Origin of the sequence: Flavobacterium flavipigmentatum, from assembly GCF_020911905.1 — a bacterium.
Taxonomy (GTDB): domain Bacteria; phylum Bacteroidota; class Bacteroidia; order Flavobacteriales; family Flavobacteriaceae; genus Flavobacterium; species Flavobacterium flavipigmentatum.
The window spans coordinates 3,716,969-3,743,482 of the sequence record NZ_CP087133.1 but is presented as its reverse complement, the minus strand read 5'-3'; the positions used below and the strand labels follow the sequence as shown (position 1 = coordinate 3,743,482).

Annotated in this window: 15 protein-coding genes; all 15 read left to right on the top strand. The window is 36.6% G+C overall.

The annotated features are described in order from the left end of the window. Nucleotides 1-20: 20 nt before the first annotated feature. The 15 genes from LNP22_RS15940 to LNP22_RS15870 all read left to right on the top strand — a co-directional run bounded on the left by LNP22_RS15940 (nt 21) and on the right by LNP22_RS15870 (nt 26,453). Nucleotides 21-1,127: an endo-1,4-beta-xylanase gene (locus tag LNP22_RS15940; protein WP_229974347.1), complete on the top strand. Its 1,107-nt coding sequence runs from the start codon at nt 21-23 to the stop codon at nt 1,125-1,127. 250 nt (nt 1,128-1,377) lie between these two features. Next, complete coding sequence (locus LNP22_RS15935) at nt 1,378-2,811, top strand: MFS transporter (protein ID WP_229974346.1); 1,434 nt, start codon at nt 1,378-1,380, stop codon at nt 2,809-2,811. A gap of 28 nt (nt 2,812-2,839) precedes the next feature. Next, the gene (locus LNP22_RS15930; protein ID WP_229974345.1) at nt 2,840-3,874 is read left to right on the top strand and encodes a glycoside hydrolase family 43 protein; all 1,035 of its coding nucleotides are present in this window, start codon (nt 2,840-2,842) and stop codon (nt 3,872-3,874) included. Between the two features lie 79 nt (nt 3,875-3,953). Beyond that, entirely contained in the window at nt 3,954-5,438 is a 1,485-nt protein-coding gene (locus tag LNP22_RS15925) for a xylulokinase (RefSeq protein ID WP_229974344.1), read from the top strand. A 7-nt stretch (nt 5,439-5,445) separates the two neighbouring features. Continuing rightward, nucleotides 5,446-6,771, top strand: coding sequence for a xylose isomerase (gene xylA, locus LNP22_RS15920; protein WP_210664823.1), 1,326 nt, complete (start codon nt 5,446-5,448; stop codon nt 6,769-6,771). 279 nt (nt 6,772-7,050) lie between these two features. Next, entirely contained in the window at nt 7,051-7,707 is a 657-nt protein-coding gene (gene fsa / locus LNP22_RS15915; RefSeq protein ID WP_229974343.1) for a fructose-6-phosphate aldolase, read from the top strand. Between the two features lie 569 nt (nt 7,708-8,276). Beyond that, nucleotides 8,277-11,366 carry a SusC/RagA family TonB-linked outer membrane protein gene (locus LNP22_RS15910; protein WP_229974342.1) on the top strand — a complete coding sequence of 1,030 codons (3,090 nt, stop codon included), beginning with the start codon at nt 8,277-8,279 and terminating at the stop codon, nt 11,364-11,366. A gap of 12 nt (nt 11,367-11,378) precedes the next feature. Then, the gene (locus tag LNP22_RS15905) at nt 11,379-13,322 is read left to right on the top strand and encodes a RagB/SusD family nutrient uptake outer membrane protein (RefSeq protein ID WP_229974341.1); all 1,944 of its coding nucleotides are present in this window, start codon (nt 11,379-11,381) and stop codon (nt 13,320-13,322) included. Between the two features lie 292 nt (nt 13,323-13,614). Beyond that, nucleotides 13,615-15,345 carry a glycoside hydrolase family 43 protein gene (locus LNP22_RS15900; RefSeq protein ID WP_229974340.1) on the top strand — a complete coding sequence of 577 codons (1,731 nt, stop codon included), beginning with the start codon at nt 13,615-13,617 and terminating at the stop codon, nt 15,343-15,345. A 42-nt stretch (nt 15,346-15,387) separates the two neighbouring features. Next, nucleotides 15,388-16,626 carry an SGNH/GDSL hydrolase family protein gene (locus LNP22_RS15895; protein ID WP_229974339.1) on the top strand — a complete coding sequence of 413 codons (1,239 nt, stop codon included), beginning with the start codon at nt 15,388-15,390 and terminating at the stop codon, nt 16,624-16,626. 83 nt (nt 16,627-16,709) lie between these two features. Then, complete coding sequence (locus LNP22_RS15890) at nt 16,710-18,374, top strand: sialate O-acetylesterase (protein ID WP_229974338.1); 1,665 nt, start codon at nt 16,710-16,712, stop codon at nt 18,372-18,374. Between the two features lie 27 nt (nt 18,375-18,401). Next, nucleotides 18,402-20,939, top strand: a complete 2,538-nt coding sequence (locus LNP22_RS15885; protein WP_229974337.1) for a glycosyl hydrolase 115 family protein — start codon at nt 18,402-18,404, stop codon at nt 20,937-20,939. Nucleotides 20,940-21,009: 70 nt separating this feature from the next. Beyond that, nucleotides 21,010-23,310 carry a glycoside hydrolase family 127 protein gene (locus tag LNP22_RS15880; protein WP_229974336.1) on the top strand — a complete coding sequence of 767 codons (2,301 nt, stop codon included), beginning with the start codon at nt 21,010-21,012 and terminating at the stop codon, nt 23,308-23,310. 51 nt (nt 23,311-23,361) lie between these two features. Further along, nucleotides 23,362-24,933, top strand: a complete 1,572-nt coding sequence (locus LNP22_RS15875) for a glycoside hydrolase family 43 protein (protein ID WP_229974335.1) — start codon at nt 23,362-23,364, stop codon at nt 24,931-24,933. A 161-nt stretch (nt 24,934-25,094) separates the two neighbouring features. Continuing rightward, nucleotides 25,095-26,453 (top strand): glycoside hydrolase family 43 protein, encoded by a 1,359-nt coding sequence (locus tag LNP22_RS15870; RefSeq protein WP_229974334.1) that lies wholly within the window; start codon nt 25,095-25,097, stop codon nt 26,451-26,453. The last annotated feature ends 61 nt before the right edge of the window (nt 26,454-26,514 follow it).

The window sequence follows — 26,514 nt, the reverse complement described above, 5'->3', positions numbered from 1 at the left end:
ACCTAACAAAAAACATAAAAATGAGAGTACTTAACCACCATTTATTGCTATTATCGCTTCTTATTTTAAACAGTTGCGCTTCTAAAGAAGAGGTTTCTTTAAAAAACACTTACAAAGATGATTTTTACATCGGAGCAGCTTTGAGTGCCAGCCAAATTGAAGAAAAAGAGGCCAAAACAGATTCTTTGATCACAAAGGAATTTAATAGTATTACAGCGGAGAATATCATGAAATCGATGTACATACATCCTTCTAAAGATAAGTATGATTTTACATTATCGGATAAATTTGTGGCGTACGGCGAAAAAAATAAAATGTTTATTCACGGTCATACTTTGATCTGGCACAGTCAATTGGCACCTTGGATGCAGCAAATAAAAGATAGTACCGAGATGAAAGCTTTTATGAAAGATCATATCTCAACGATAGTTTCTAAGTACAAAGGCAGAATCAATTCTTGGGATGTTGTCAACGAAGCTTTAAACGAAGATGGAACGTTAAGAAAATCAATTTTTTTGGATGTATTGGGTGAAAATTATCTGGCTGATGCTTTCAAATTGGCAGAAAAAGCAGACCCTAAAGTACAGCTGTATTATAACGATTATAACATAGAAGAACCTGCTAAAAGAGAAGGTGCCATTACATTAATAAAAAAAATAAAAGCAGCCGGCGCTAAAGTTGATGGTGTTGGCATTCAGGCACACTGGAAGTTAGACCGTCCATCTTTGGAAGTAATCGAAGAAAGCATTCTGGCTTATTCGGCTCTGGGTCTAAAAGTAGCTTTTACAGAATTAGATATCACGGTTTTGCCAAATCCCTGGGATTTAAGAGGTGCTGATGTAAATCAAAATTTTGAAGGGAATGCGAAAATGAATCCGTATGCAGAAAAAATTCCTGATTCTATTCAGATCAAACTGGCAGACCGATACGCCTCTATCTTTAAATTATTCCTAAAACATAAAGATAAAATTAGCAGAGTGACCTTTTGGGGAGTAGATGATAAACAATCGTGGCTTAATGATTGGCCTATAAAAGGGAGAACTAATTACCCTTTATTGTTTGACGCCAAAATGCAGCCTAAAAAAGCATATTTTAGTGTTGTGAATTTAAAGCAAACTAAACAATAATTTAGGCTAAAAAGAATGTATTAATACAGAATAATTAACAATTAATTGTTTTTATTTCAGATTCTAAAATAATCATGTCGTAATTTTTTTATTCCGTATTTTTATATACATTTACACAACCGATTGTTTAAAACTAAAATTCTTTTAAAAACCTGCTTTGGTTGTATTAAGAACTAAGATGATTACTTTACTATTGTTATAAAAAAAACAGTTTTTGATCGGAAGCTAACCCCAATAACCACAACCCATAATGAGTAACATTTCACACAAATTATCTATTAAAGAAAAAATAGGATACAGCTTAGGTGATTTAGCAGCTAACTTAGTCTTTCAGACCTTGATGACGTATTTGGCTTATTTTTATACCGATATATATGGATTGTCTCCTACGGATTCTTCTATTATCATGCTGGTAGTGGGACTAATTGCAGCCTTTATTTTTAACCCTATTATTGGCGTTTTGGCAGATCGAACTTTTACGAAATGGGGAAAATTCAGACCTTGGATTTTGGCAACGGCAATTCCGTTAGGAGTGATCGCCTTGTTAGCTTTTACCACACCCGATTTTTCATACAAAGGAAAAGTGATTTACGCAGTAGTCACATATACATTATTGTTATTGTTTTATGCTGGTAATAATTTGCCTTATTCGGCTTTAAGTGGCGTGATTACAGGCGATATGCGCGAAAGAAACAGTTTGTCATCGTATCGTTTTGTGGCGGTTATGTTTGCCCAGTTTTTTGTGCAGGTTTTTATGCTTGGGATTATCAAAAGCGCTGGAAATGGTGACAAAGCAATTGGTATCGAAAAAGTCATGACCGTCTTGGCGATCATTGGTACCATCATGTTATTAATCACTTTTTTTACTACAAAAGAACGCATTATTCCAAAACCGGAACAAAAATCAAGCATTAAAGAAGATTTACAGGATTTGACAAAAAACAAACCTTGGATGATCATGCTCAGTCTTACAACATTAGTTTTTATCACTCTTGCCATGAAAGGCGGTGCGTATGTATATTACTTCGAAAATTATGTCAATAAAGATCAGTTAGCCACTTTTATACAACCAATTTTAGAAGTATTAGCCAGTTTGGGATTGAATCAGTTTGGGAATGATCCTATTGCAGCGGGATTTGGATTGTTTAATGCAGGTGGTATTATTTTTATGATAGTTGGAATTACCTTATCTAAAAAATTAGCCGATAAATATGGCAAGCGCAATGTATTTGCGACGTTTTTATTTATTTCGACGCTGTTTATTATCGCTTTTTATTTTTTTGAAGCACAGTCTGTTAGCCTCATGTTTTATTCTCAAATTCTCCACGGATTTTTCTACGGCATCACAATCCCGATTCTGTGGGCCATGATTGCAGATGTTGCAGATTATTCAGAATGGTTAAATAATCGTCGCGCCACTGCCATCATTTTTTCTGCAATGATGGTAGGTCTAAAAGCAGGTTTAAGCATCGGAGGCGCTTTGACCACATCTTTTCTTGGCTATTATCATTATCAACCGAACTCTTTAATTCAAACCGATACCGCTATTAATGGTATCAAATTATTGGTTAGTATTTTTCCGGCCATACCTTTTTTAATTGGGGTTGCCTTGTTGTTTTTCTATAAAATTAATAAAAAAATGGAAGTACAGATAGAATCGGATTTAAAAGAAAGAAGAACTTAATTAGTATTAAAAAAATAAAGATATCACGATGCCTGAAGATAGTATTGAGCAAGTTAATTTCGAAGAGATTAATAAAAAAGCCATTTCACAACCCTTAGTTTCCAATATTTATACTGCTGATCCATCGGCACACGTATTCAATAATAAAATTTATATTTATCCTTCACATGATATAGATGCCGGCATTCCGTTTAATGATAATGGGGATCATTTTGGTATGGAAGACTATCATGTTTTTTCGATGGAAACCATTAAATCAGAAGCTGTAGATCATGGAGTGGCTTTGCATGTAGCGGATGTAGCTTGGGCAGAAAAGCAAATGTGGGCACCCGATGCAGCCTGCAAAAACGGAAAATATTATTTGTATTTTCCGGCAAAACGCGCCAACGGAATTTTTCAGATTGGGGTAGCAATTAGCGATTCACCAGAAGGTCCTTTTACTCCTGAGCCACAACCAATTGCGGGAAGTTATAGTATTGATCCTGCTGTTTTTGAGGATGAAGACGGAAAGTATTACATTTATTTTGGCGGTATTTGGGGTGGACAACTTCAAAAATACCGAGCCAATACCTATGATCCAGATTACGAAGAACCTTCTAAAAACGAACCTGCGTTAGGACCAATTGTGGCACTTCTTACCGAGGATATGTTAGAATTTGCAGAAACGCCAAAAGAAATTCAGATTCTAGATGAAAACGGAAAAAATATCCTAGCAGGAGATAATGATCGTCGTTTTTTTGAAGCATCGTGGGTGCACAAATACAACGGCAAATATTATTTTTCTTATTCAACAGGTGATACACATTTTATTTGTTATGCAACGGGAGATAATCCGTATGGGCCTTTTACCTATCAGGGAAGAATTCTAAATCCTGTGATTGGATGGACTTCTCATCACTCGATTTGTAAAGTAGACAATGAGTGGTATTTATTTTACCATGATTCGAGTTTATCAAAAGGCGTGACCCATTTGCGAAGTATCAAGGTTACCAAAATTGAGTATTTGGAAGATGGTTCAATCGTGACCATTAATCCATACGGAATGGCAGGAATAGCCGATTAAGAAGGCTGCTTTTGATTAAAGAACAATTTTATAAAGTATTATTTATTAAATTTATAAATGATAAAAAAAAGTATAAATTATGTATTACCTAGGTTATGATATTGGAAGTTCTTCTGTAAAAGTGGCTTTAGTAGAGGTTTTTACGGGCAAAAAGATAGTTGTTTTGCATGAACCTCAAAACGAAATGGAAATCGTATCCTTGCAGCCGGATTGGGCAGAGCAGGATCCTGAAATTTGGTGGCAATACATTTGCGTAGCAACCAAAAGAGCCATTTTAGAGGCCAATATCGATGCTTCAAAAATTCTTGGAATCGGTATTTCTTACCAGATGCACGGATTGGTTATTGTTGATAAGGATTACAATTCGTTGCGAAATGCTATCATTTGGTGCGACAGCCGTGCAGTTGCTATTGGTGATAAGGCTTTTGATGATTTAGGAAAAGAAAAATGCATGCAACATTTGCTAAATTCTCCTGGGAATTTTACCGCCTCGAAACTAAAATGGGTCAAAGAAAATGAACCCGAAATTTACAGTAAAATTTACAAATACATGTTGCCTGGGGACTATATTGCCTGTAAACTTACGGGCGAGATTACGACCACCAAAAACGGTCTTTCTGAAGGAATGCTTTGGGATTACACAGAAAACAAAGTTGCCCAATGGCTGCTGGAATATTATGGAATAGATCCGTCATTGACCCCGAAAATTGTCGAAAATTTTACAGATCAGGGTTTGGTAACTGCACAAGCTTCTAAAGAGTCGGGGCTTCCTGTTGGTATTCCTGTGGTTTACCGTGCTGGAGATCAGCCCAATAATGCGTTGTCTCTTAATGTTTTAAATCCGGGTGAAGTGGCGGCAACAGGCGGTACTTCGGGTGTTTTTTACGCCGTTAGCGATAGTGCTGCAGGAAATAAAAGCACTAGAGTAAATAATTTTGTACATGTAAATGATGCTGTTGCATCGCCAAGAATTGGCAAATTACTCAACATCAACGGAGCAGGTATTCAGTACCGTTGGCTGCGGAACAATATGGGCACAGAAACCTATGAAACCATGAACCGAAAGGCTTCAAAAATTGGGATTGGTGCCGATGGAGTAGTGGTGATTCCATTTGGTAATGGCGCTGAGCGTATGTTTTACAATAAAACGATCGGTACTCATTTTTTAAATCTGAATTTAAACATTCACAGCAGTGCCCATTTATTTAGAGCATCACTGGAAGGTATCGCTTTTTCTTTTGTGTATGGAATGGAATGTCTGAAGGATGATAATGCTGCCATCAATGTAATACGAGCTGGAAATGATAACCTTTTTCGATCAGAAATTTTTTCGAATACCGTGGCTACTTTAATCGGACATGAAATTGAAATTTACAATACAACAGGCGCAGTAGGAGCTGCCAGAGCCGTTGGACTAAGGGATGGTGATTTTGAAAAATTTGGATCAAGTATTACCATCAACGATCATGTTATGACTTTTTTACCTCTAAAAAACAAAGAGCCTTACGAGAAAGCATATCAAAAATGGAAACAAGAATTAGAATTAATACTAACACATAAATAAGATACAAATGATAGTTTTAGGTAATAAAGAATACTACAAAGGCATAGGTCAAATTAAGTTTGAAGGAAAAGAATCCGACAATCCTCTGGCTTTTAAATATTACAATCCGGAACAGGTTGTGGCAGGAAAAACCATGCGTGAACATTTTAGATTTGCTATTGCATACTGGCACACGTTCTGTGGGCAAGGTAGCGATCCGTTTGGGCCAGGAACGCAAAGATTTGCGTGGGATCAATCGACAGACCCTATTCAGGCCGCAAAAGATAAGGCAGATGCTGCTTTTGAGTTTATCAGCAAAATGGGTTTTGATTATTTCTGTTTTCACGATTATGATTTGGTTGCCGAAGGTCCGACTTTTGTAGAATCTGAAAGACGTCTGGCTACGATTACAGAATATTTAAAACAGAAAAAAGCCGAATCTGGTATCAAGTTGCTTTGGGGAACTTCTAACTGTTTCTCAAATCCTAGATTTATGAATGGAGCAGCGACCAACCCCGATTTTAATGTGGTGGCCCGAGCGGGCGGACAAGTAAAACTGGCCTTGGATGCTACTATTGCATTAGACGGAGAAAACTACGTATTTTGGGGTGGTAGAGAGGGATATATGTCTTTATTAAACACTGATATGGGCAGAGAATTAGACCACATGGCACAATTCTTGACTATGTCCAGAGACTACGCAAGAGCCCAAGGTTTTAAAGGAACGTTTTTTATCGAGCCAAAACCAATGGAACCTTCAAAACACCAGTACGATTTTGATTCGGCAACAGCTATTGGTTTTTTACGCGAATACGGATTGGATAAAGATTTTAAAATTAATATTGAAGTAAATCACGCTACTTTGGCGCAACACACTTTTCAGCATGAACTGGAAGTGGCTGCAAAAGCAGGAATGTTAGGAAGCATCGATGCCAACAGAGGTGATTACCAAAATGGCTGGGATACGGATCAATTTCCTAACAACATTCAGGAAACTACCGAGGCAATGCTTGTTTTCTTAAAAGCGGGTGGACTGCAAGGCGGTGGTGTTAACTTTGATGCAAAAATAAGAAGAAATTCTACCGATCTTGAAGATGTTTTCTTGGCTCATATTGGCGGTGCTGATACTTTTGCAAGAGCACTTTTGACCGCAGATAAAATCATCACGTCTTCTCCTTACGAAAAATTAAGAAAAGAAAGATACAGTTCATTCGATTCTGGAAAAGGAAAGGATTTTGCTGATGGAAAATTAAATCTTCAGGATTTATACAAAATTGCTCATGAAAACGGAGAATTAAATCTTCAAAGTGGCAAACAGGAATTGTTTGAAAACATCATCAACCAATATATTTAATCTCTAAGGTTGTTGAGAGCATTTTATAAGGAAATTAAAGTTCGGTTCTTTTTTGTGTGATAGTTGTAAAACGTTAAAATTGAAATTTAGTTAGTGGTTTCTTTTTTAATTTTCTATCTCAATAAAAGATCAAAAAAAACGGGTCACCAGGTTTTTTTCGGATGCTTTAATTTCCTTATTTTTTTTCCAAAAAATTATTTTATATCTGAATAAGTATTTTACGATGCTTATAATCAATATTTTAGAAAGCAATAATTAACCAAACCAAAAAACACAAAAATGAAATTTTTTATTGATACAGCAAATTTAGAAGATATTAAAGAAGCTCAGTCTCTGGGGGTTCTGGATGGCGTAACTACAAACCCGTCTCTCATGGCAAAAGAAGGTATTGTGGGCAAAGACAATATTCTAAAACATTACCTTGATATTTGTAATATTGTCGATGGCGATGTTTCGGCAGAAGTTATTTCAACAGATTTTGACGGAATGATCAAAGAAGGATTGGAACTCGCTGAGTTGCACGAACAAATTGTGGTAAAATTGCCAATGATTGCAGACGGAATTAAAGCTTGTAAATACTTTTCTGATAGAGGAATCAGAACCAATGTTACTTTGGTCTTTTCGGCAGGTCAGGCTTTATTGGCTGCCAAAGCTGGCGCTACTTATGTGTCGCCATTTCTGGGAAGATTAGATGATGTCTCAACAGACGGAATGCATTTAATAGCCGAAATAAGGGAGATTTATGATAATTATAATTTTCAAACTCAAATACTTTCGGCTTCTATACGTCACACGATGCATATTGTAAACTGTGCAAAAGTTGGTTCTGATGTGATGACTGGGCCATTATCGGCAATCAAAGGTTTACTCAAGCATCCGCTAACAGATATTGGGTTAAAACAATTTATAGAAGATGCCAAAAAGATGAATTTGTAAAAAAAAAATTACTGAGTTTTAAGTTCAATTCAAACAAAAAATAGAAGTGTAATTTCAAAAAATAGCCCTTATTTAGTTTCTAAACTACTTTTAAACTCCTTTTCAATATCAATTTGAAAAGGAGTTTTTGTTATATAACAACCGATTGTTTGTTTTGAAGGGTTTTTAATGAATATTAGAAACAGAATTAATAACAGATATATTCATATTCGCAATCGATATTATTTTATGTATTCTCTATTTTAGTACTATTTGTATTTCATTTTTACTGAATACTATTGATGGATAGCAAGTTTTTTAGGTTTTTTTGTTTTATGATTTTTTTAAAGAATCTAAAAAAACTTCTTTAAATCATTAAAATTTTATTTAAAAAGTATTGAGTGTTTATGGATTGTTTAAATATTTATATTTAAAAATATATAGAATGTTTTTTTAAACGTGTTTTTTTTGTTAATTCGTAAAAAAAAATACAAACAACCGATTGTGTATTAATTGTTTTTTTTATATTTGTTGTAAATACACTAATTAACCAAACCGAAATCGAATTTTAACTATTTAAATCAATTTTTATGAATAACCTTTTTGTTACAAGTAAAGCGAAGCATCTAAAATGCTTTTGTTTTTTGATCTTAATGTTTGTGTTGTCACTTCATTCGAGTGCACAGACTAAAGTAACAGGCATGGTATCGGATGCAAGTGGTCCAATTCCGGGAGCTAATGTAAATTTAAAGGGAACAAAAAATGGAGTAAGTACCAGTTTTGATGGTAATTATTCTATTACTGTGCCTTCCAACGGAGTTCTTGTTTTTAGTTTCTTAGGCTTAAAAAGCAAAGAAATTGCTGTAAACGGGCAAACTGTAATAAATGTAACTCTCCAAGAAGATTCCAGTCTTTTAAAAGAGGTTGTGGTAATCGGGTATGGAACGCAGATGAAAGAAGCTGTAACGGGCTCTGTAGCGTCTATTGGCGGCAAGGAATTAAATGATGTGCCTGCCGCAAACGTTACACAGGCATTACAAGGCAGGTTACCTGGTGTAGAGCTTACACAGACTTCATCAAAACCGGGAGCTTCAATGCAGATCCGTATTCGTGGAACAAGGTCTCTTACAGGAAGCAACGATCCGTTAATTGTACTTGATGGAGTGCCATTTGCGGGTTCAATTGGCGATATTAATCCGGTGGATATTAAATCGGTTGATATTCTAAAAGATGCTTCTGCGACCGCTATTTATGGTTCACGTGGTGCCAATGGAGTTATATTAATTACCAGTAATAAAGGGCGTAAAAATCAAAAAGCCAGGTTTAATTATAATGCGTTTAGCGGTATCAAACAAGTCTTTGGTAAATACGATATGATGGATGGCGCTAAGTTTGGAGCACTTCGTGATTACGCTGGTTTGTATACAGATGGTGTTGATGAATCCAGAGGTACGAACACAGATTGGCAGGACTCGCTTTACGGCGCTGGCGAAATGATTAGCCATGATGTGAGCGTTTCCGGAGGTAGTGAGCGCGGATCTTATAATGCAGGTTTAGGCTATTATAAAGAAGAGTCTGTATTACCGGGCCAAAAATATGAGCGTTTTAGCCTTAGAGCAGGTCTAGACCAGCAGCTGGGATCGGCTTTTCGTATTGGATTCAATACAAATAGCAATTACGCTGTTACAAATGGAGACAACATTGGCACGGGAACGATCTTAGGAACTTCGCCTTTGACTAATCCTTACAATGCAGACGGATCTTTAAAAAGAACTGTTAGAATGGGTGCAGACGATCAATGGGTTTATACCAGAGAATCTATTAATAACCTAGGTGATTCTTATGTGAATTTAAACAGAGCTTTTAGTTCGTATAATAATATTTTTGCAGAACTTAAAATTCCTGGTGTTGAAGGTTTAAAGTACAGAATAAACACGGGATTAAATTTACGTGTGGCTAATAATGGTTATTATGAAGGACAAGGTGTATTTGATGTAAACCCTGCTACAATATCAAACGCTTCTATTAGCAATACTTTATCGACTCAATGGCTTATTGAAAACTTGTTAACTTATGACAAGACTTTTGCTCAAAAGCATACTATTAATTTTGTCGGATTATATTCGAATGAGCAGTTTACAGGAAATACTTCTCAAATATCAAGAAACGGAATCACTTCGGATGCATTTCAGTTTTACAACTTAGGACAAAGTGAAGAAGAGGCCGTTATAAATCCCGCCAATCAGGACTATACACAATGGGGTTTACGATCTTACATGGCGAGAGCAATGTATTCATTCGACAACCGCTACTTTATTTCAGGAACCATTCGTTCTGATGGTTCATCAAGATTATCCAAAGGAAATAAATGGGTAACTTATCCGGCTGTTTCTGCAGGATGGACAGTTTCTAATGAATCTTTTATGAAAAAGTTTTCAAAAGTAAGTTTGCTGAAATTACGTGCAGGATACGGTGAAACTTCTAATCAGGCTGTTAATCCCTATGCTACTTTGGGAGCTTTAAGTACGAGACCCTATAATTTTGGAACAACTAATTCGACCGGTGTATATGTTACCGAATTGCCTAATCCAGATTTAGGTTGGGAGTTTTCTACAACTTGGAACTATGGAATAGATTTTGGATTCTTTAATAATCGTTTGTCAGGTACAATTGAATATTATAAAACAAATACAAAAGATCTTTTGCAAAGAGTGGGTTTGCCGGCAACATCGGGTGTGAGCAGTTATGTAGCAAACGTTGGGGAAAGCGAAAATAAAGGTTACGAAATCTCTTTAAACGGTGTCATTTTAGACAATCCAAAAGGGCTAAGCTGGACTGTTGGATTTAATTTATATGCAAATCAGAATAAACTCGTGGCACTTGCTTCTGGATCACAAAGAGATGAGGCGAACTCATGGTTTGTAGGTTATAATATAAATTCTATCTATGATTACGAAAAAGTAGGCATCTGGCAGGAAGGTGATCAATATATGTCTATTTTAGAGCCAGGTCCAACGGGTATAAACCAACAAGGAACAGTAGTAGGATCTATAAAAGTAAAATATACAGGAGATTTTAATGCAGATGGTTCGCCAACACGCGCAATTAATGCAAGTGACAGACAAATTATCGAGACTGACCCTGATTTTCAAGGTGGTTTTAATACAAATCTAATGTATAAAGGTTTTGATTTTTCTGCTGTTGGAGCATTCAAAAGCGGAGGGGTTTTGGTAAGTACACTTTACGGAGGCGCCAGTTACCTTAATTTACTTAACGGACGCAGAAGCAATGTCGATGTAGATTATTGGACACCCGACAACAGAGATGCTGAGTATCCTAATCCAAGAGGTATTAGAAGTGGTGATAATCCAAAATATATGTCAACAATGGGTTATTTTGATGCCTCTTATGTAAAAATCAGAGCCTTAACTTTAGGATATACTTTAGATCAGGAGTTTATGAGAAATTTAGGTATTGAGAAACTTAGACTTTATTTTACGGCACAAAATCCTTTTGTACTTTTCTCTCCTTACCACAAACAGTCTGGAATGGATCCGGAAACCAATTCGTTTGGAGACGAAAATCAGGCAGTAGCTTCCTATCAGCGTAGATTTCTGGTTATTGGAACAAATACACCGACTACCAGAAATTATTTATTCGGACTTAATTTAACATTTTAATCAAGAAGAGCCATGAAACGATATATTTTTAAAAATTTAATTATAGGATCAGTAGTTTTGTTTTCCTTTGCAGGCTGCTCTGATATTTTAGAAGAAAAACCACATGATTTTTATGAGCCTGGCTATTTTAAAACAGAACAGGGCGTATTGCAGGGATTAACTTCACATTATGCTCACTTGCGCTACATCTACGGACAAGCCTATTTTTATAATGCTAGCCAGACTGGTACAGATGAAGCAACCTACGGACAACAGGCCGACGGAAATTTTAAAGATCATGACTTATCAGGAGTTGGGGTGATAAATCCAAACTCGAGTCGTTCTGATGTATTGTGGAATAATTCGTATAACGATATAAATACTGCCAGCGGAATTATCGAAAATGGCGCAGCAGTGGGTATTTCAAACAGTCTTATTGCAGAATCTAAATTTTTCAGAGCTTTTGATTATTTTTTATTAGTGCAAACTTTTGGAGGTGTTCCTTTGGATTTAGGAGCTGGTGAACTTAAATTTAACAGTAAACCGTCAAGATCTTCAAAACGAAACACAGTAACTGAGGTGTATACCAAAGCTGTTTTTCCAGATTTGATAGCGGCTGTAAACGAACTTCCAGATGCCCCACGTCTAACAGGTACAGCAACTAAAACTCTAGCTCGTTTAATATTAGCAAAGGCTTATCTGACTTATGGATGGTGGTTAGAAAACCCAAATAATATTCCGACCTATCCTGATACCCCAAGAACAGATCCTGATGGGCACAATGCGCAATGGTATTTTCAGAAAGCGTATGATGTAGCGATAGAAGGAATTAATAATCCTGGACCGTATGCATTACTGGATTATTTTTATGATGTTAGCTTAGGATCTAATGATCGTAATAAAGAGATGATGCTTTACGCCGATCATACACAGGACAGCGAATATTATAACGGAGGAAGCCTTTCATTTGGTAGCGGTGGTGCACCGGATAATTTTGCAGGCTGGATGGGAACATGGAATTATACCGCTATAAGAAGCAAAAATGCTGCGGGAGCTTCGGTTTCTTCTGTGCAACGAGCTGCCGATCAATTCTTGGGACGCCCGTGGGTAAGAATGGCGCCACCAATAGAAGTTTTTACAAATACTTTTGCAGATAAAACAAATGATTCAAGATACGACGGAACATTTACTTCGGCTTACCGTGGAAATTGGAATCTTACAGGAACTGGACTAACCACCGTGCCAACATTGTACAATGCTAATGGATTACCAATACAACCAGGCGATGCAATTGTTACTTTTCTTAATCAGGAACCAGGTACCCCAATTACATATCCTACGGGAGCAGGTGATAATGGTGTAGGCGCAGGAGTTTTACCAGGCAGATCTGATTATGTTATTTCTCCGTTAGGAATAAACAGAATCGTATATCCTGGTTTATGGAAATTAGGACCTTATCGTACAGATAATGCAGGAGGATTAGGACAGCCAAATGCCGGAAGTACCCGACCATTTGCAGTGGCAAAATTTTCAGAACTTTATTTTGTTGCAGCAGAAGCGGCGGTAAAAGGAGCAACGGGTACTTTGACCGCCAGAAATCTTATCAATGTAATACGCGCCCGTGCCGGAAAATGGCGTTGGGATAATAATGGAAGAGTGGCAAAAATTGCAGATAACAGCGTCGCATTAACAAATGCAACTCCTGCGGTAATTGACATCAATTATATTCTATCAGAACGCTCTCGCGAATACTTTGGTGAAGGCTACCGTTGGTATGATTTAGTAAGAACTCAAAAATGGAATGAATTGGCCGGAAAATATTCAATTGGTGGATCTAATTACGGAGATCACACTCCACAGGTGATTACCAGAACTATAGATGCTCATCACTATTTGCGCCCAATACCGCAAGGACAATTAGATGGTATGGAAATGTCAGCAGCAGAAAAACAAGCCTACCAAAATCCAGGGTATTAATATAGTTTGATAGAAAAGGACTTTTACTTTGACTGTAAAAGTTGACTTTACGAAATAATGCATAGTTGAGTTTTTAAGTTTGATTAGTTAAGCCGGGAATAACTTTCCCGGCTTTTAAACGGAATTCAATTTTGATAGACGATCTGCTTCAAAAAAGTACTTTTTATAAGTAATATTGGGAGCAAATTTAAATAAAAGACATTTCTGAAAGTAATGAATTATCTTTAATTGAGTATTTTAAAACAAAACAAAACCTCTTTTTGAGGCGGTACTAACATTAGAACAACCACAAATGAAACAACGACAATTACTTTTTTTACTAGGATTATTGTTTCTCTTTTCTTTTAAAGGAGTTACAGTTAAAGATACAATTACAGGAAAACAGAAAATAAAATCGCCTGTTTTTTCGAATGTTATTTATCAGGGAGACGATGCTATTTATAAAAATAATCCATTAAAGGCAGATGAATTTTATTCTCCAATTTTGCAAGGATGTTATCCAGATCCCGCAATTACCAGAAAAGGAGATGATTATTACATGGTCTGTTCTTCATTTGCCATGTTTCCCGGAGTTCCAATTTTCCATTCAAAAGATTTAGTAAATTGGAAAGACTTGGGGGGCGTTCTAAATAACGTTAACGAATTTAATCCACACGATACAGGTATCAGCCAAGGCGTTTATGCACCGGGAATAACTTACAATCCGCACAATGATACTTTTTATATGATTGTGACCGCTTTTACAGGAGGTCTGGGCAATATTATAGTAAAAACCAAAGATCCAATGAAAGGATGGGGAAGTCCAATTAAATTAGATTTTGGAGGAATAGACCCTTGTATTTTCTTTGATGATAATGGCAAAGGCTACATCGTGCACAATGATGCTCCCGACAAAGGCAAAGAATTGTATCAGGGACACCGCGTAATTAAAGTTTGGGAATATGATGTTGCAGCTGATAAAGTGATTCCGGGCACAGATAAAATTATTGTTGATGGAGGTGTTGATCTTTCTAAAAAACCAATCTGGATTGAAGCGCCACATTTGTATAAAAAAGAGGGGCGTTATTATTTAATGTGTGCCGAAGGGGGTACCGGAGGTAATCACAGCGAGGTGATTTTTGTAAGTGATAGCCCAAAAGGACCTTTTGTACCTTCCTCTAATAATCCGATCCTTACACAAAGATATTTTCCAAAAGACAGGGTCAATAAAGTAGATTGGGCAGGACATGCTGACTTAGTAGTAGGGCCAGACAATAAATATTATGGCGTCTTTTTGGGTATTCGTCCTAATGATAAAGATCGTGTAAATGCAGGACGTGAAACATTTATGTTGCCTGTAGACTGGTCAGGAGTTTTTCCTGTTTTTGAAAACGGATTAGTTCCTATGGGACCAAAATTAAAAATGCCCAAAGGAGTCGAAAATAAAACGGGAAGAGAAGGATTTTTTCCTAATGGCAACTTTACGTTTACCGAAAATTTTACAAACGAAAAATTAGACTATCGTTGGATAGGCCTCAGAGGACCAAGAGAAAATTTTATTTCCATAACAAAAAAAGGATTAGAGATTAAGCCATTCGAAGTAAATATTAAAGAAATTAAACCTACTTCTACACTTTTTTACAGACAACAGCACAATACTTTTTCTTTTTCGACCACACTTGATTATCAACCCTCTTCAGAAAAGGATCTTGCCGGAATTGTGTGTTTGCAGAGCGAGCGATTTAATTATGTATTTGGTGTAACAAAAAAAGGGAATGATACTTATATCGTGTTGCAGAGAACAGAAAATGGGCAATCAACCATTGTTGCAAGTACTAAAATTGACATGAAAAAGAACCTCCGTTTGCAGGTTAAAGCCACAGGTGACAGTTATGAATTTGGTTATGCCTTAAACGGAGTTGATTTTGTCAACTTGGGCGGAAGCGTTTCTGGAGATATTTTGTCAACAAATGTCGCCGGAGGTTTTACAGGTGCCTTAATAGGATTATACGCTACGGCTGCAAATGATGCTCAACCAGAATAAAAAAATATCAAATTGCAATCGTATTAATTTTATAAATTAAATATGAAAAAGGATTATTTTAGACGGCTACTTTTTTTACAATTTTTCTTTCTGGTTTGGGGTTGTATCTGTAATCCGTCATCGTTAGTTGCACAAAGTAAATTAAATAATGAGCATTGGGTAGGCACCTGGGCCTGCGCGCAGATGTTGGTAGAACCGCATAACATGCCACCTGTTCCGGGGCTTTCAGAGAATACTTTACGACAAATTATCAGGGTTTCAGTAGGCGGAAAACGTTTACGACTCCGCTTTTCGAACATCTTCAGTGATCAGCCAACAGTCCTGAAATCTGTTAGCGTGGCAAATGTTGTCAATGCACCAATTGTTGATTTAAAGACGCAAAAAACACTCAGCTTTATGGGTAATCCCGGAATAACAATGAATCCCGGTGAGGAAGTATTTTCAGATGCTTTTGATTTTGAATTGCAGTCTGGACAGCTATTGGCGATTACTATTCATTATGGGGCAACTTCGGCAAAAACTTCGGGGCATCCGGGTTCGCGTACGACTTCATATCTGCTTCAGGGCGATAATCTTACTAATGCAGCTTTTGACGGAGCCATAAAAACAGATCACTGGTACACGATTATGGGACTGGATGTCAGTGCTAATAGCGATTCTGCCACGATAGTTTGTCTTGGGAATTCTATCACAGACGGTCGCGGATCAGGAACCAATAAGCAAAATAGATGGACTGATATCTTATCGGCAAGATTGTCTGCAGATAAAAAAACTGAAAAATTAGGAGTTTTGAATTTGGGTATTGGAGGAAACTGTGTGGTTAGAGGAGGATTAGGCCCTACTGCATTGGATCGTTTTGACAGGGATGTACTATCTCAAAAAGGGGCAAAATGGCTTTTAATTCTTGAAGGCATCAATGATATTGGCGGAATTAGACGTGCTGAAGATGCACCTGGCATAGCTCAAGATCTTATTGAAGCATATAAAATAATGATTGATAAAGCTCATGCTAAGGGTATTAAAGTCTATGGTTGTACTATTTTGCCTTTCGAAAAATCATTTTATGATACACTTTACAGGCAGGAAGCTCGAGATCTCGTTAATTCATGGATTCGAAATAGTAATGCTTTTGATGCTGTAATTGATTTTGATAAAGTAATGATTTCAGAAATTGGTTCAAAAACGATTTTGTCAAACATGCATGACGGCGACTTTTTACATCCTAACGAATTAGGCTATTTTACGATGGGACAGGCTGTAAATATTGATTTATTCAAGTAATAAAATACAGTATTTTGTTTTTAGAATTGGATTAAATTTTCACTATTCCAGTTTCAAATGATTTTGACAATAAAAATATCGATATGATGAAATCAATAATTAAATTTTTTGCATTTGCTGTTCTTTTTTCAATAGGACAAAAAGGGTATTCACAGGATGCTGATTTTCAGGTTTATTTGAGTTTTGGACAATCTAACATGGAAGGCAGCGCTAAAATCGAGCCTCAGGATAAGGTTGGGGTAGACGATCGATTTCAGGTTCTGGCAGCGGTAGACTGTCCAGAAATGGGACGAAAAATGGGTAATTGGTACACTGCCATACCGCCATTATGCCGCTGTACAACCGGACTAACCCTAACGGATTATTTTGGAAAGACTATGGTGGCCGATCTGCCAAAAAATGTTAAAATTGGTATTATAAATGTTGCCGTAGGAGGCTGTAAAATTGAACTTTTTGATAAAGATAAATCGGAGAGTTATATCGCAACAGCACCCGACTGGATGAAAGGCATGATCAAGCAATACGACGGTAATCCCTATGCGAGACTTGTAGAGATGGCCAGAATTGCACAGAAAAAAGGAGTAATCAAAGGTATATTATTACATCAGGGTGAGTCGAATACCAATGACACTCTTTGGCCGAAGAAGGTAAAAATTGTCTACGATAATTTGATGAAAGATTTAAATCTAGACCCTAAAAAAGTACCGTTGCTTTCTGGTGAGACGGTAGGTGAAGACCAGAATGGTAAGTGTGCGGTCATGAACAAAATTATTGCAAAACTGCCACAAACGATACCCAATTCATACGTAATTTCATCCTCTGGATGCGCTGGTGCAGATGATAATTTACATTTTACTGCTGCGGGTTACAGAGAATTAGGTAAAAGGTATGCGCAGAGAATGCTGTCTTTATTAGGATATAAATTGGATGATGGTAAAACGATTTTAAGAATCCATGCTCCTATTGGTTATGATCAGTTAAACTCAAATATACCATCAGGAAAGGTTGAAAGCATTAGTTATAATTCAAAAATGGTTGGCTCTCTAAGAAAAGCAACTGTTTATACTCCTCCAGGCTTCAATACAAAGAAAAAATACCCAGTTTTATATCTTTTACATGGTATAGGCGGTGATGAAAAAGAATGGCTCAACGAAGGGAATCCTCAGATTATATTGGACAATCTTTATGCTGAAGGAAAAATAGAACCCATGATTGTTGTCATGCCAAATGGCAGAGCGATGAAAGATGACAGCGCTTCCGGAAATATAATGGCTCCGGAGAAGATAGAAGCATTTGCCGTCTTTGAAAAAGATTTACTCAATGATTTAATTCCTTTTATTGAAAAAAAATACTCTACGTACAAAGACAGCGAGCACCGTGCAATTGCCGGATTGTCTATGGGAGGAGGGCAGTCTCTGAATTTCGGTTTAGGAAATTTAGATCAATTTGCTTGGGTTGGTGCATTCTCAGCGGCTCCAAATACTAAAATGCCGGAAGAATTGCTTCCTAATCCCGAAGAAGCAAAAAAGAAATTACAACTCCTCTGGTTTTCCTGCGGAGATAATGATCGGCTTATTGACAATAGCAAGCGAACTCATGATTATTTAGATAAAAATGAGGTACCGCATATTTATTATATTGAGCCCGGTGTGCATGATTTTAAGGTTTGGAAAAATGGTTTGTACATGTTTTCACAGTTTTTATTTAAGCCTGTCGATCAGTCCAGTTTTGCATCTTATAAATTTTAACTGAATCGTTAATCTAAAAAAAATCCAATGAATAGATTTTCAACATTCATCATCATACTGGTCTTACTTTGTACAGGTATGTCTTCAAAAGCAGCTCAGCCTTTTATAACGACTCAAAAAAGTGATGATGTTATTGTACTTAAAGATAAATCTGCACCTCTTTCATTTTTTGTGAATGCAGGATTGGATGCTGGTATTTTGAGGGCTGTTACTAATTTACAGTTTGATTTTGAAAAAGTTACAGGAGAAAAACCGGTAATTTTCAATCAAAATCCAAATCGGTCTTCACCATTAATCATAATCGGAATGATCGGTGCGAACGATGTAATTGATGATTTAATTAGAAGAAAAAAAATAGATGGAAAGTCACTTCAGGGAAAAAACGAAAAATTTAGTATTCAGAATGTAAAAAATCCGTTTGATGGAGTAGAAGAAGCACTTGTAATTGCGGGTAGTGACAAGCGCGGAACTATTTACGGAATTTACGAATTATCCCGACAAATTGGTGTTTCGCCTTGGTATTACTGGGCGGATGTTCCTGTAGAGAAAAAAGAAAGCCTTTATTTTGTAAAAGGAATATACAGCGATGGAGAACCTGCTGTAAAATATCGAGGGATTTTCCTCAATGATGAAGCGCCGGCATTAAGCGGTTGGGCCAAAGCTACATTTGGAGGGTTTAATAGTAAGTTTTACGAAAAAGTTTTTGAACTGATGCTTCGCTTAAAAGCAAATTATATCTGGCCTGCAATGTGGGGCAATGCTTTTTATGATGATGATCCTGCCAGCGGACCTTTGGCGAATGAAATGGGGATTATAATGGGCACCTCTCATCATGAACCTTTGGCTCTGGCACAGACAGACTGGCATCGTTATATTAAGAAAAATAATCTTCCAAATGTATGGGATTACTCCAAAAATAAACAAGTGTTAGATCAATTCTGGAAGGGCGGTATTGAGCGCAGTAAAAACTGGGAAAAATTGGTCACGATAGGCATGAGGGGTGATGGCGATGAAGCGATGAGCAAAGGAACTAATATCAGTCTTCTGGAAAATATCGTAAAAGAACAGCGAAGTATTATTGCTGAGGTAACACAAAAAAAAGCCGAAAAAACACCTCAACTTTGGGCTTTATACAAAGAGGTTCAGGAATATTATGATCAGGGAATGCGCGTTCCGGACGATGTTATTTTGTTGTTCTGTGATGATAATTGGGGAAATGTGCGTAAACTTCCTGACCTTAGCAAACCCATGCATAAAGGCGGTTACGGCATGTATTATCATTTTGATTATGTAGGAGGCCCAAGAAACTCAAAATGGATTAACATTAGTCCGATCCAGAGAGTTTGGGAACAGATGAATCTGAGTTATTCGCATGGTGTTGATAAAGTCTGGATTGTTAATGTGGGCGATCTCAAACCAATGGAGTTTCCTATAAGTTTCTTTTTAGAAATGGCATGGAATCCGGATAAGTTCATCTCTCAGAATCTTACTGAATTTACCCAAAAATGGGCGGCAGAGCAATTCGGAACAAAACATGCAAAAGAGATCGCAAGGTTATTAAATACCTATCCAAAGTTTAACAGAAGAGTTACTCCGGAGACGCTCGACAGTAAAACCTACAGTCTTGAAAATTACAACGAATTTGAATCGGTAGTGAATGATTACAAGAATCTGGCCCTTGATGCGTATCGAATTTACAATGATCTTCCAAATGACTATAAAGACGCTTATTTTCAATTGGTTTTGTACCCGATAGATGCCTGCTGTAATCTTTACGAAATGTATTTTGCTCAGGCCAAAAACAGAAAATTGGCATCAGAGAAAAATATTTTGGCCAATGTTTTTGCTGATGAGGTAAAAAGCAATTTTGAGAGAGATTCTGTTCTTCAAAATAAATATAATAATGAAATTTCTGGCGGAAAATGGACGCACATTATGGATCAGATGCGCATCGGATACAAAAATTGGTATGATACTCCTAAAAATATTCTGCCTCAAATCGACTATGTTTCAGAAAAGGATCAGATAGTGCGAAAAGTATTCGTTGAAAAAGAAGGTTATGTTTCAATTGAAGCAGCGAATTTTTCTAAATCGAATAACACAGATAAAATCCACTGGGAAGTAATTCCCGATTTTGGAAAGACACAAAGCGGTATTACTACTTTTCCGCAGCACATTTATCCACAACCAGACGATAATGTTGCTGTGGAATATGAAATTGATTTTATCTCTACAGGCGAATTTAATGTTGAGTTGCTTTTGGCTCCTACGCTTAATTTTAACAGCAATAAAGGACTTCGTTACGAGGTTTCTTTTGATGGAGAAAAACCGCAGCTCATTAATTTTAATGGACACTACCGTGGTGAATTAGGAAAGTGGCAGGCAGAACATCTGATACATTCGGTTACTAAACAGACTATTTCAAAAACAGGAAGACATGTTTTGCGTTTTCGTGTTTTGGATCCCGGAATTGTTTTGCAGAAAATTTTGATTGACACCGGAGGATTAAAACCTTCTTATTTAGGGCCGCCCGAGAGTGAAATGATTTCTAAAGATGGTTTATAGCAGTCAGTTATAAATATAGCGTTGTTATCATATAAAAATATAAAATTCGACAGCTTTTTAATTACAAAATATGATGAAAATTGCTTTGATAAAATATAAAATTTCATATTGTCTACTCGGATTATTCATGGGGTTTTCGGCAACAGCCCAAATGCATTCGTTCGGTTTAAATCAAGTAAGACTAAAAGAAGGTCCTTTTAAAAATGCTCAGGATGTAGATCTTAAATATATTTTGGCGTTGAATCCTGATAAACTGTTAGCACCTTACCTCATAGCTTCTGGTATGCCTATAAAAGCAGAGCGATATGGTAATTGGGAAAGTATAGGTCTTGACGGACATATTGCGGGTCATTATCTTTCTGCGCTGGCAATGATGTATGCTTCCACCGGAAATACAGAGATTAAAAACCGATTAGATTACATGATTTCAGAATTAGCTATTTGCCAGGATAAGAATGACAATGGTTATGTGGGAGGAATTCCGCAGGGAAAGGTTTTTTGGGATCGACTTCACAATGGTGATATTGATGGAAGCACTTTTGGATTGAATAATACTTGGGTACCGCTGTACAATATCCATAAACTCTTTGCAGGTTTAAATGATGCTTACCGTTATGCACATAATGAAAAGGCAAAAGATGTTTTGATAAAACTCGGTGACTGGTTTATTGAACTCATCCGTCCACTTTCAGAGGAGCAGATACAAAACATATTAAAAACAGAACATGGCGGCATAAATGAGTCTTTTGCAGATTTGTATATCCTCACAAAAGATAAGAAGTATCTAGAAACAGCTGAAAAAATTTCTCATCTGGCGCTTTTAAATCCGCTATTGAAAAAAGAAGATAAATTAACGGGGCTTCATGCGAATACTCAGATACCAAAAGTTATTGGTTTTGAAAAAATTGCATCGCTTTCCGGTAATAAAGAATGGTCAGATGCTGCACAGTTCTTTTGGAAAAATGTGACTCAAAAACGCAGTGTAGCCTTTGGAGGAAACAGTGTTGGCGAACATTTCAATCCCACGGATGATTTCAGCAGTATGACCAGATCCAATCAGGGACCGGAAACCTGTAACTCTTATAACATGGAACGTCTTAGTAAAGCTTTATTTCTGGACAAAAATGATATCAGTTATCTTGATTTTTATGAGCGCACACTCTATAATCATATTCTGTCAAGTCAACATCCAGAAAAAGGCGGATTTGTCTATTTTACTCCTATTAGACCCAATCATTATCGAGTATATTCTCAGCCAGAAACTAGTATGTGGTGTTGTGTAGGTTCAGGGCTTGAAAATCATGCCAAATACGGAGAACTAATTTATAGCCATTCGGATAATGATCTTTTTGTAAATCTTTTTATTCCTTCAATATTACAATGGACAGAAAAAGATATTCAGATGGAACAAACCACAAAATTTCCGTTTGAAAATACTACTGACTTGGTTTTAAAACTTAAAAAAAGCAAAACATTTTCTTTCAATATCAGATGTCCAGAATGGGCAAAAAATTTCGAAATTTTAATAAATAATAAATCGCAGCAAATAGAAGCCAGACCATCCAGTTATGTGACACTCAAAAGAAAATGGAAATCGGGAGATCGTATAACGGTAAGATTCAAAACTACAACACGTTTAGAAGGACTGCCTGATGGATCAAATTGGAGTGCATTTGTCAACGGTCCAATTGTACTGGCCGCTAAAACAGGAACAAAAGATGTAGAGGGTTTATTTGCTGACGAAAGCCGCATGGGACACACAGCAAGCGGTAAATATTATTCTCTGGATAAAGCTTTTGCACTTGTGGGAGATCAGGAAGATTATATTAAAAACCTCAAGGAATTGGGTAATATGTGTTTCAGTTTAGATTCATTAGAATTAGAACCCTTTTTTAAGGTACATGACGCACGTTATCAAATGTACTTTCAAAACTATTCAAAAGAGCAGTTTCAAGAAAAACTGGCATTGCTTAAACAACAGGAAGCGGATGCGATGATGCTTGAGGCAAAAACGGTAGACAAGATTAATTGCGGAGAACAGCAGTCAGAAGTAGATCATCTTTACAAAGGCGAGAAAACGAATTCAGGTTACGACGATGGAAAGTCTTGGAGAAGTACCCGTTCTTATATTTCATATCAACTAATAAACAAAAATAATTCGGGTAGATTTTTGGATATAAGCAGTATAGAGGAACTTAAAACTGATGCCATTATAATTCTTGTAAATGATAAACCTGCACAGACAGTGTCTTTAGAAAATAACGTAATTAGGCTGAATATAGACAAATTGGAAGTGATAAACATTAAAATAACAGTAAAAGCGGATCTTAATAGCCCAAAGTTTAATCAGCTAAGAATTTTAAAATTATAATAAAACAGAAATGATGAGGTGTTGTTTTTTAATTCAATTATAAAATAAACTATGAAAATAAGAAAAGCTTTTTTATGGATTATTTTGCTGGCTGGTTTGGTCAAAAGCACTTACGGGCAACAAAATAAAGCTCAAAATCCTGTAGTATTTGCCGATGTACCCGATATGTCTATGATCAGGGTTAACGACACTTACTACATGAGCAGTACCACCATGCACATGAATCCGGGTTTGCCCATAATGAGATCTAAGGATTTAATAAATTGGGAGCTTCTTACCTACGTTTATCAAACACTCGAGGATAACAATGACCGCTTAAATTTAAATAACGGAAAAAATGATTACGGAAGAGGCTCTTGGGCCAGCAGTTTTCGTTATCATAATGGTATTTATTATGTAAGCACTTTTTCTGGAACAACGGGTAAAACGTATATTTTTTCTACCAAAAACATTGAAAAAGGGCCTTGGAAAAAAGTGGTTTTAAATGATTCGTATCATGATCACTCGATTTTTTTTGATGATGATGGTAAAGTTTATATGGTTTGGGGAGCAGGAAAACTCCAAATTATAGAGTTAGAATCAGATCTTTCGGATGTAAAAAAAGAAACCCAAAAGGTGTTGATCGAAAATGCGAGTGCTCCCGCAGGAAATAATATCATGTTACAGTCTGAAGGTTCGCAGCTTTTTAAAGTTAAAGGAAAATATTATTTGTTTAATATAACGTGGCCAAAAGGAGGGATGCGCACTGTTATTATACACAAAGCCGATCATATTTTGGGACCTTGGGAAGGAAAAGTAGCCCTACAGGATTTAGGTGTCGCTCAAGGCGGAATTATAGACACACCAGACGGAAGATGGTTTTCTTATTTGTTTAGAGATTCCGGTGGCGTGGGCCGTATTCCTTATCTGGTTCCGGTTCAATGGGAGAATGGCTGGCCAATCTTGGGCGAGAATGATAAAGTTCCCGATAATCTTGATTTGCCTGCAAGCAAAGATTTAATTCCTGGAATTGTACAATCTGATGATTTTAATCGAAAAAAAACTGATAGCGATTTGCCTTTGGTGTGGCAATGGAGCCATAATCCAGATAACTCGCTTTGGTCTGTAAAAGAAAGAAAAGGGTATTTAAGATTAAAAACGGCTAGAACAGACAGTACTTTTCTTCAGGCTAAAAATACATTAACACAAAGAACTTTTGGACCCGAATGCACAGGAACCACTGTTTTGGAAGTTTCTAAAATGAAAGACGGCGACTTTGCGGGACTTTCGTTGTTACAAAAGAATTATGGATTGGTGGGTGTAAAAATTGAAAAAGGGTCGAAAAAAATTGTAATGATCGAAGCCGCCAAAGATAATCCATTAGAAATTGAAAGTGTTTCTTTAAGTCAGGACAGAGTTTACTTGAAAGCCGAATGCAATTTTAAAGACAAAGCAGATACGGGCAGATTTTTCTACAGCCTTGACGGAAAAAAATGGATGAGCATCGGAAGCACAATAAAATTACCGTATACAATTCCTCATTTTATGGGATATCGTTTTGGGTTGTTCAATTATGCCACTAAAAATGTTGGCGGTTTTGTAGATTTTGACTATTTCTATATTGGTGATACCATTACAAGGTAGCATGTAAAATTAGAGGAAAAAGAAGTCAAATTTTAAAATATAAGTATAAAAGATTTTTATGTTAGTAGTTTCAATAATGTGCTACATGAACCATAATTGTGGCAATTAATCCTTTTTCTAAAATCTAAAAACAATCGTTGAACATGATTAATAAAAAAACAATGGATTTAAAAAAAAGCAGCTTTTTAGCATTAATTTTCGTTCCTCTGATGGGTTTTAGTCAAAATCCGATTGTACAGACAAATTACACAGCAGATCCAAGTCCGATGGTTTATAACGGTAAAGTCTATCTGTATACGACTCATGATGAAGACAATTCAACGTGGTTTACTATGAATGACTGGAAATTATACACCACAGAAGATATGGTAAACTGGACGGATCATGGTGTGATTTTATCTTATAAAAACTTCAGCTGGGCCAAAATGAATGCTTGGGCAGCTCAATGTATAGAGCGTAATGGCAAGTTTTATATGTACGTCCCTATCACCAACAAAGAGGGTCAGGGATCAATAGCAGTGGCCGTTGCAGATAGTCCTTACGGGCCCTTTATTGATCCTTTAGGAAAACCACTCATTCGTAACAGTAATGCCGATATTGATCCTACCGTTTTTATTGATGATAATGGTCAGGCGTATCTGTTTTGGGGCAATCCGGAATGTTATTTTGTAAGATTAAACGAGGATATGATTTCTTTCGATGGAGAGATAAAAACAATTCCCAATACCGTTGAATCTTTTGGGAAACGACTTGGAAAAGAAGACCCTAAAAGGCCGACCACTTACGAAGAAGGACCGTGGCTTTATAAGCGAAATAATTGGTATTATCTTTTTTTTGCAGCTGGTCCGATTCCGGAACATATTGGTTATTCTATGAGCAAAAGTCTGACCGGTACCTGGAAATATCAGGGTATTGTAATGCCTACTCAGGGCACAAGTTTTACAAATCACCCCGGAGTTATTGATTTTAAAGGGAAAACCTATTTTTTCTATCATAACGGCGCTTTGCCTGGAGGAGGAGGTTTCACCCGCTCAGTATCGGTAGAAGAAATGTCTTTTCAACAAGATGGAAAAATAAAAGAACTCAATATGACCGAGGGAATTAAGAAAGGGATCGCTGTCCTCAATCCTTATGTTAAAACCGAAGCAGAAACAATAGCTTGGTCAAAAGAGGTAAAAGCGATGCAAAATGAGCAGGTTGGAGTTTTTATTACAGCCATGAAAAATGATGCTTTTACGAAAGTAAGAGATGTTGATTTTCGAAAAGAAGGGGCTTCAAAATTTACAGCCCGTTTAGGAACTATTCACAACGGAAATGTAGCTCTTGAAATAAGATTGGATAGTGTAGAAGGAGAACTGATAGGTAAAGTTGAAGTTCCCATGACGGGCGGAAATGATCGCTGGGTGTTAGTAAAAACGGATGTTAAAAAAGTATCCGGAATACATGATCTCTATTTTGTATTTAAAGGAAAAGCTTCCAGTCAGATTTTATATTTTGATTATTGGATGTTTTCTAAATAAATTAATAAACGAAAAGACAGTTATGAATTTTAAATATCTTTTGTACTTGTGTTTGTTTTGT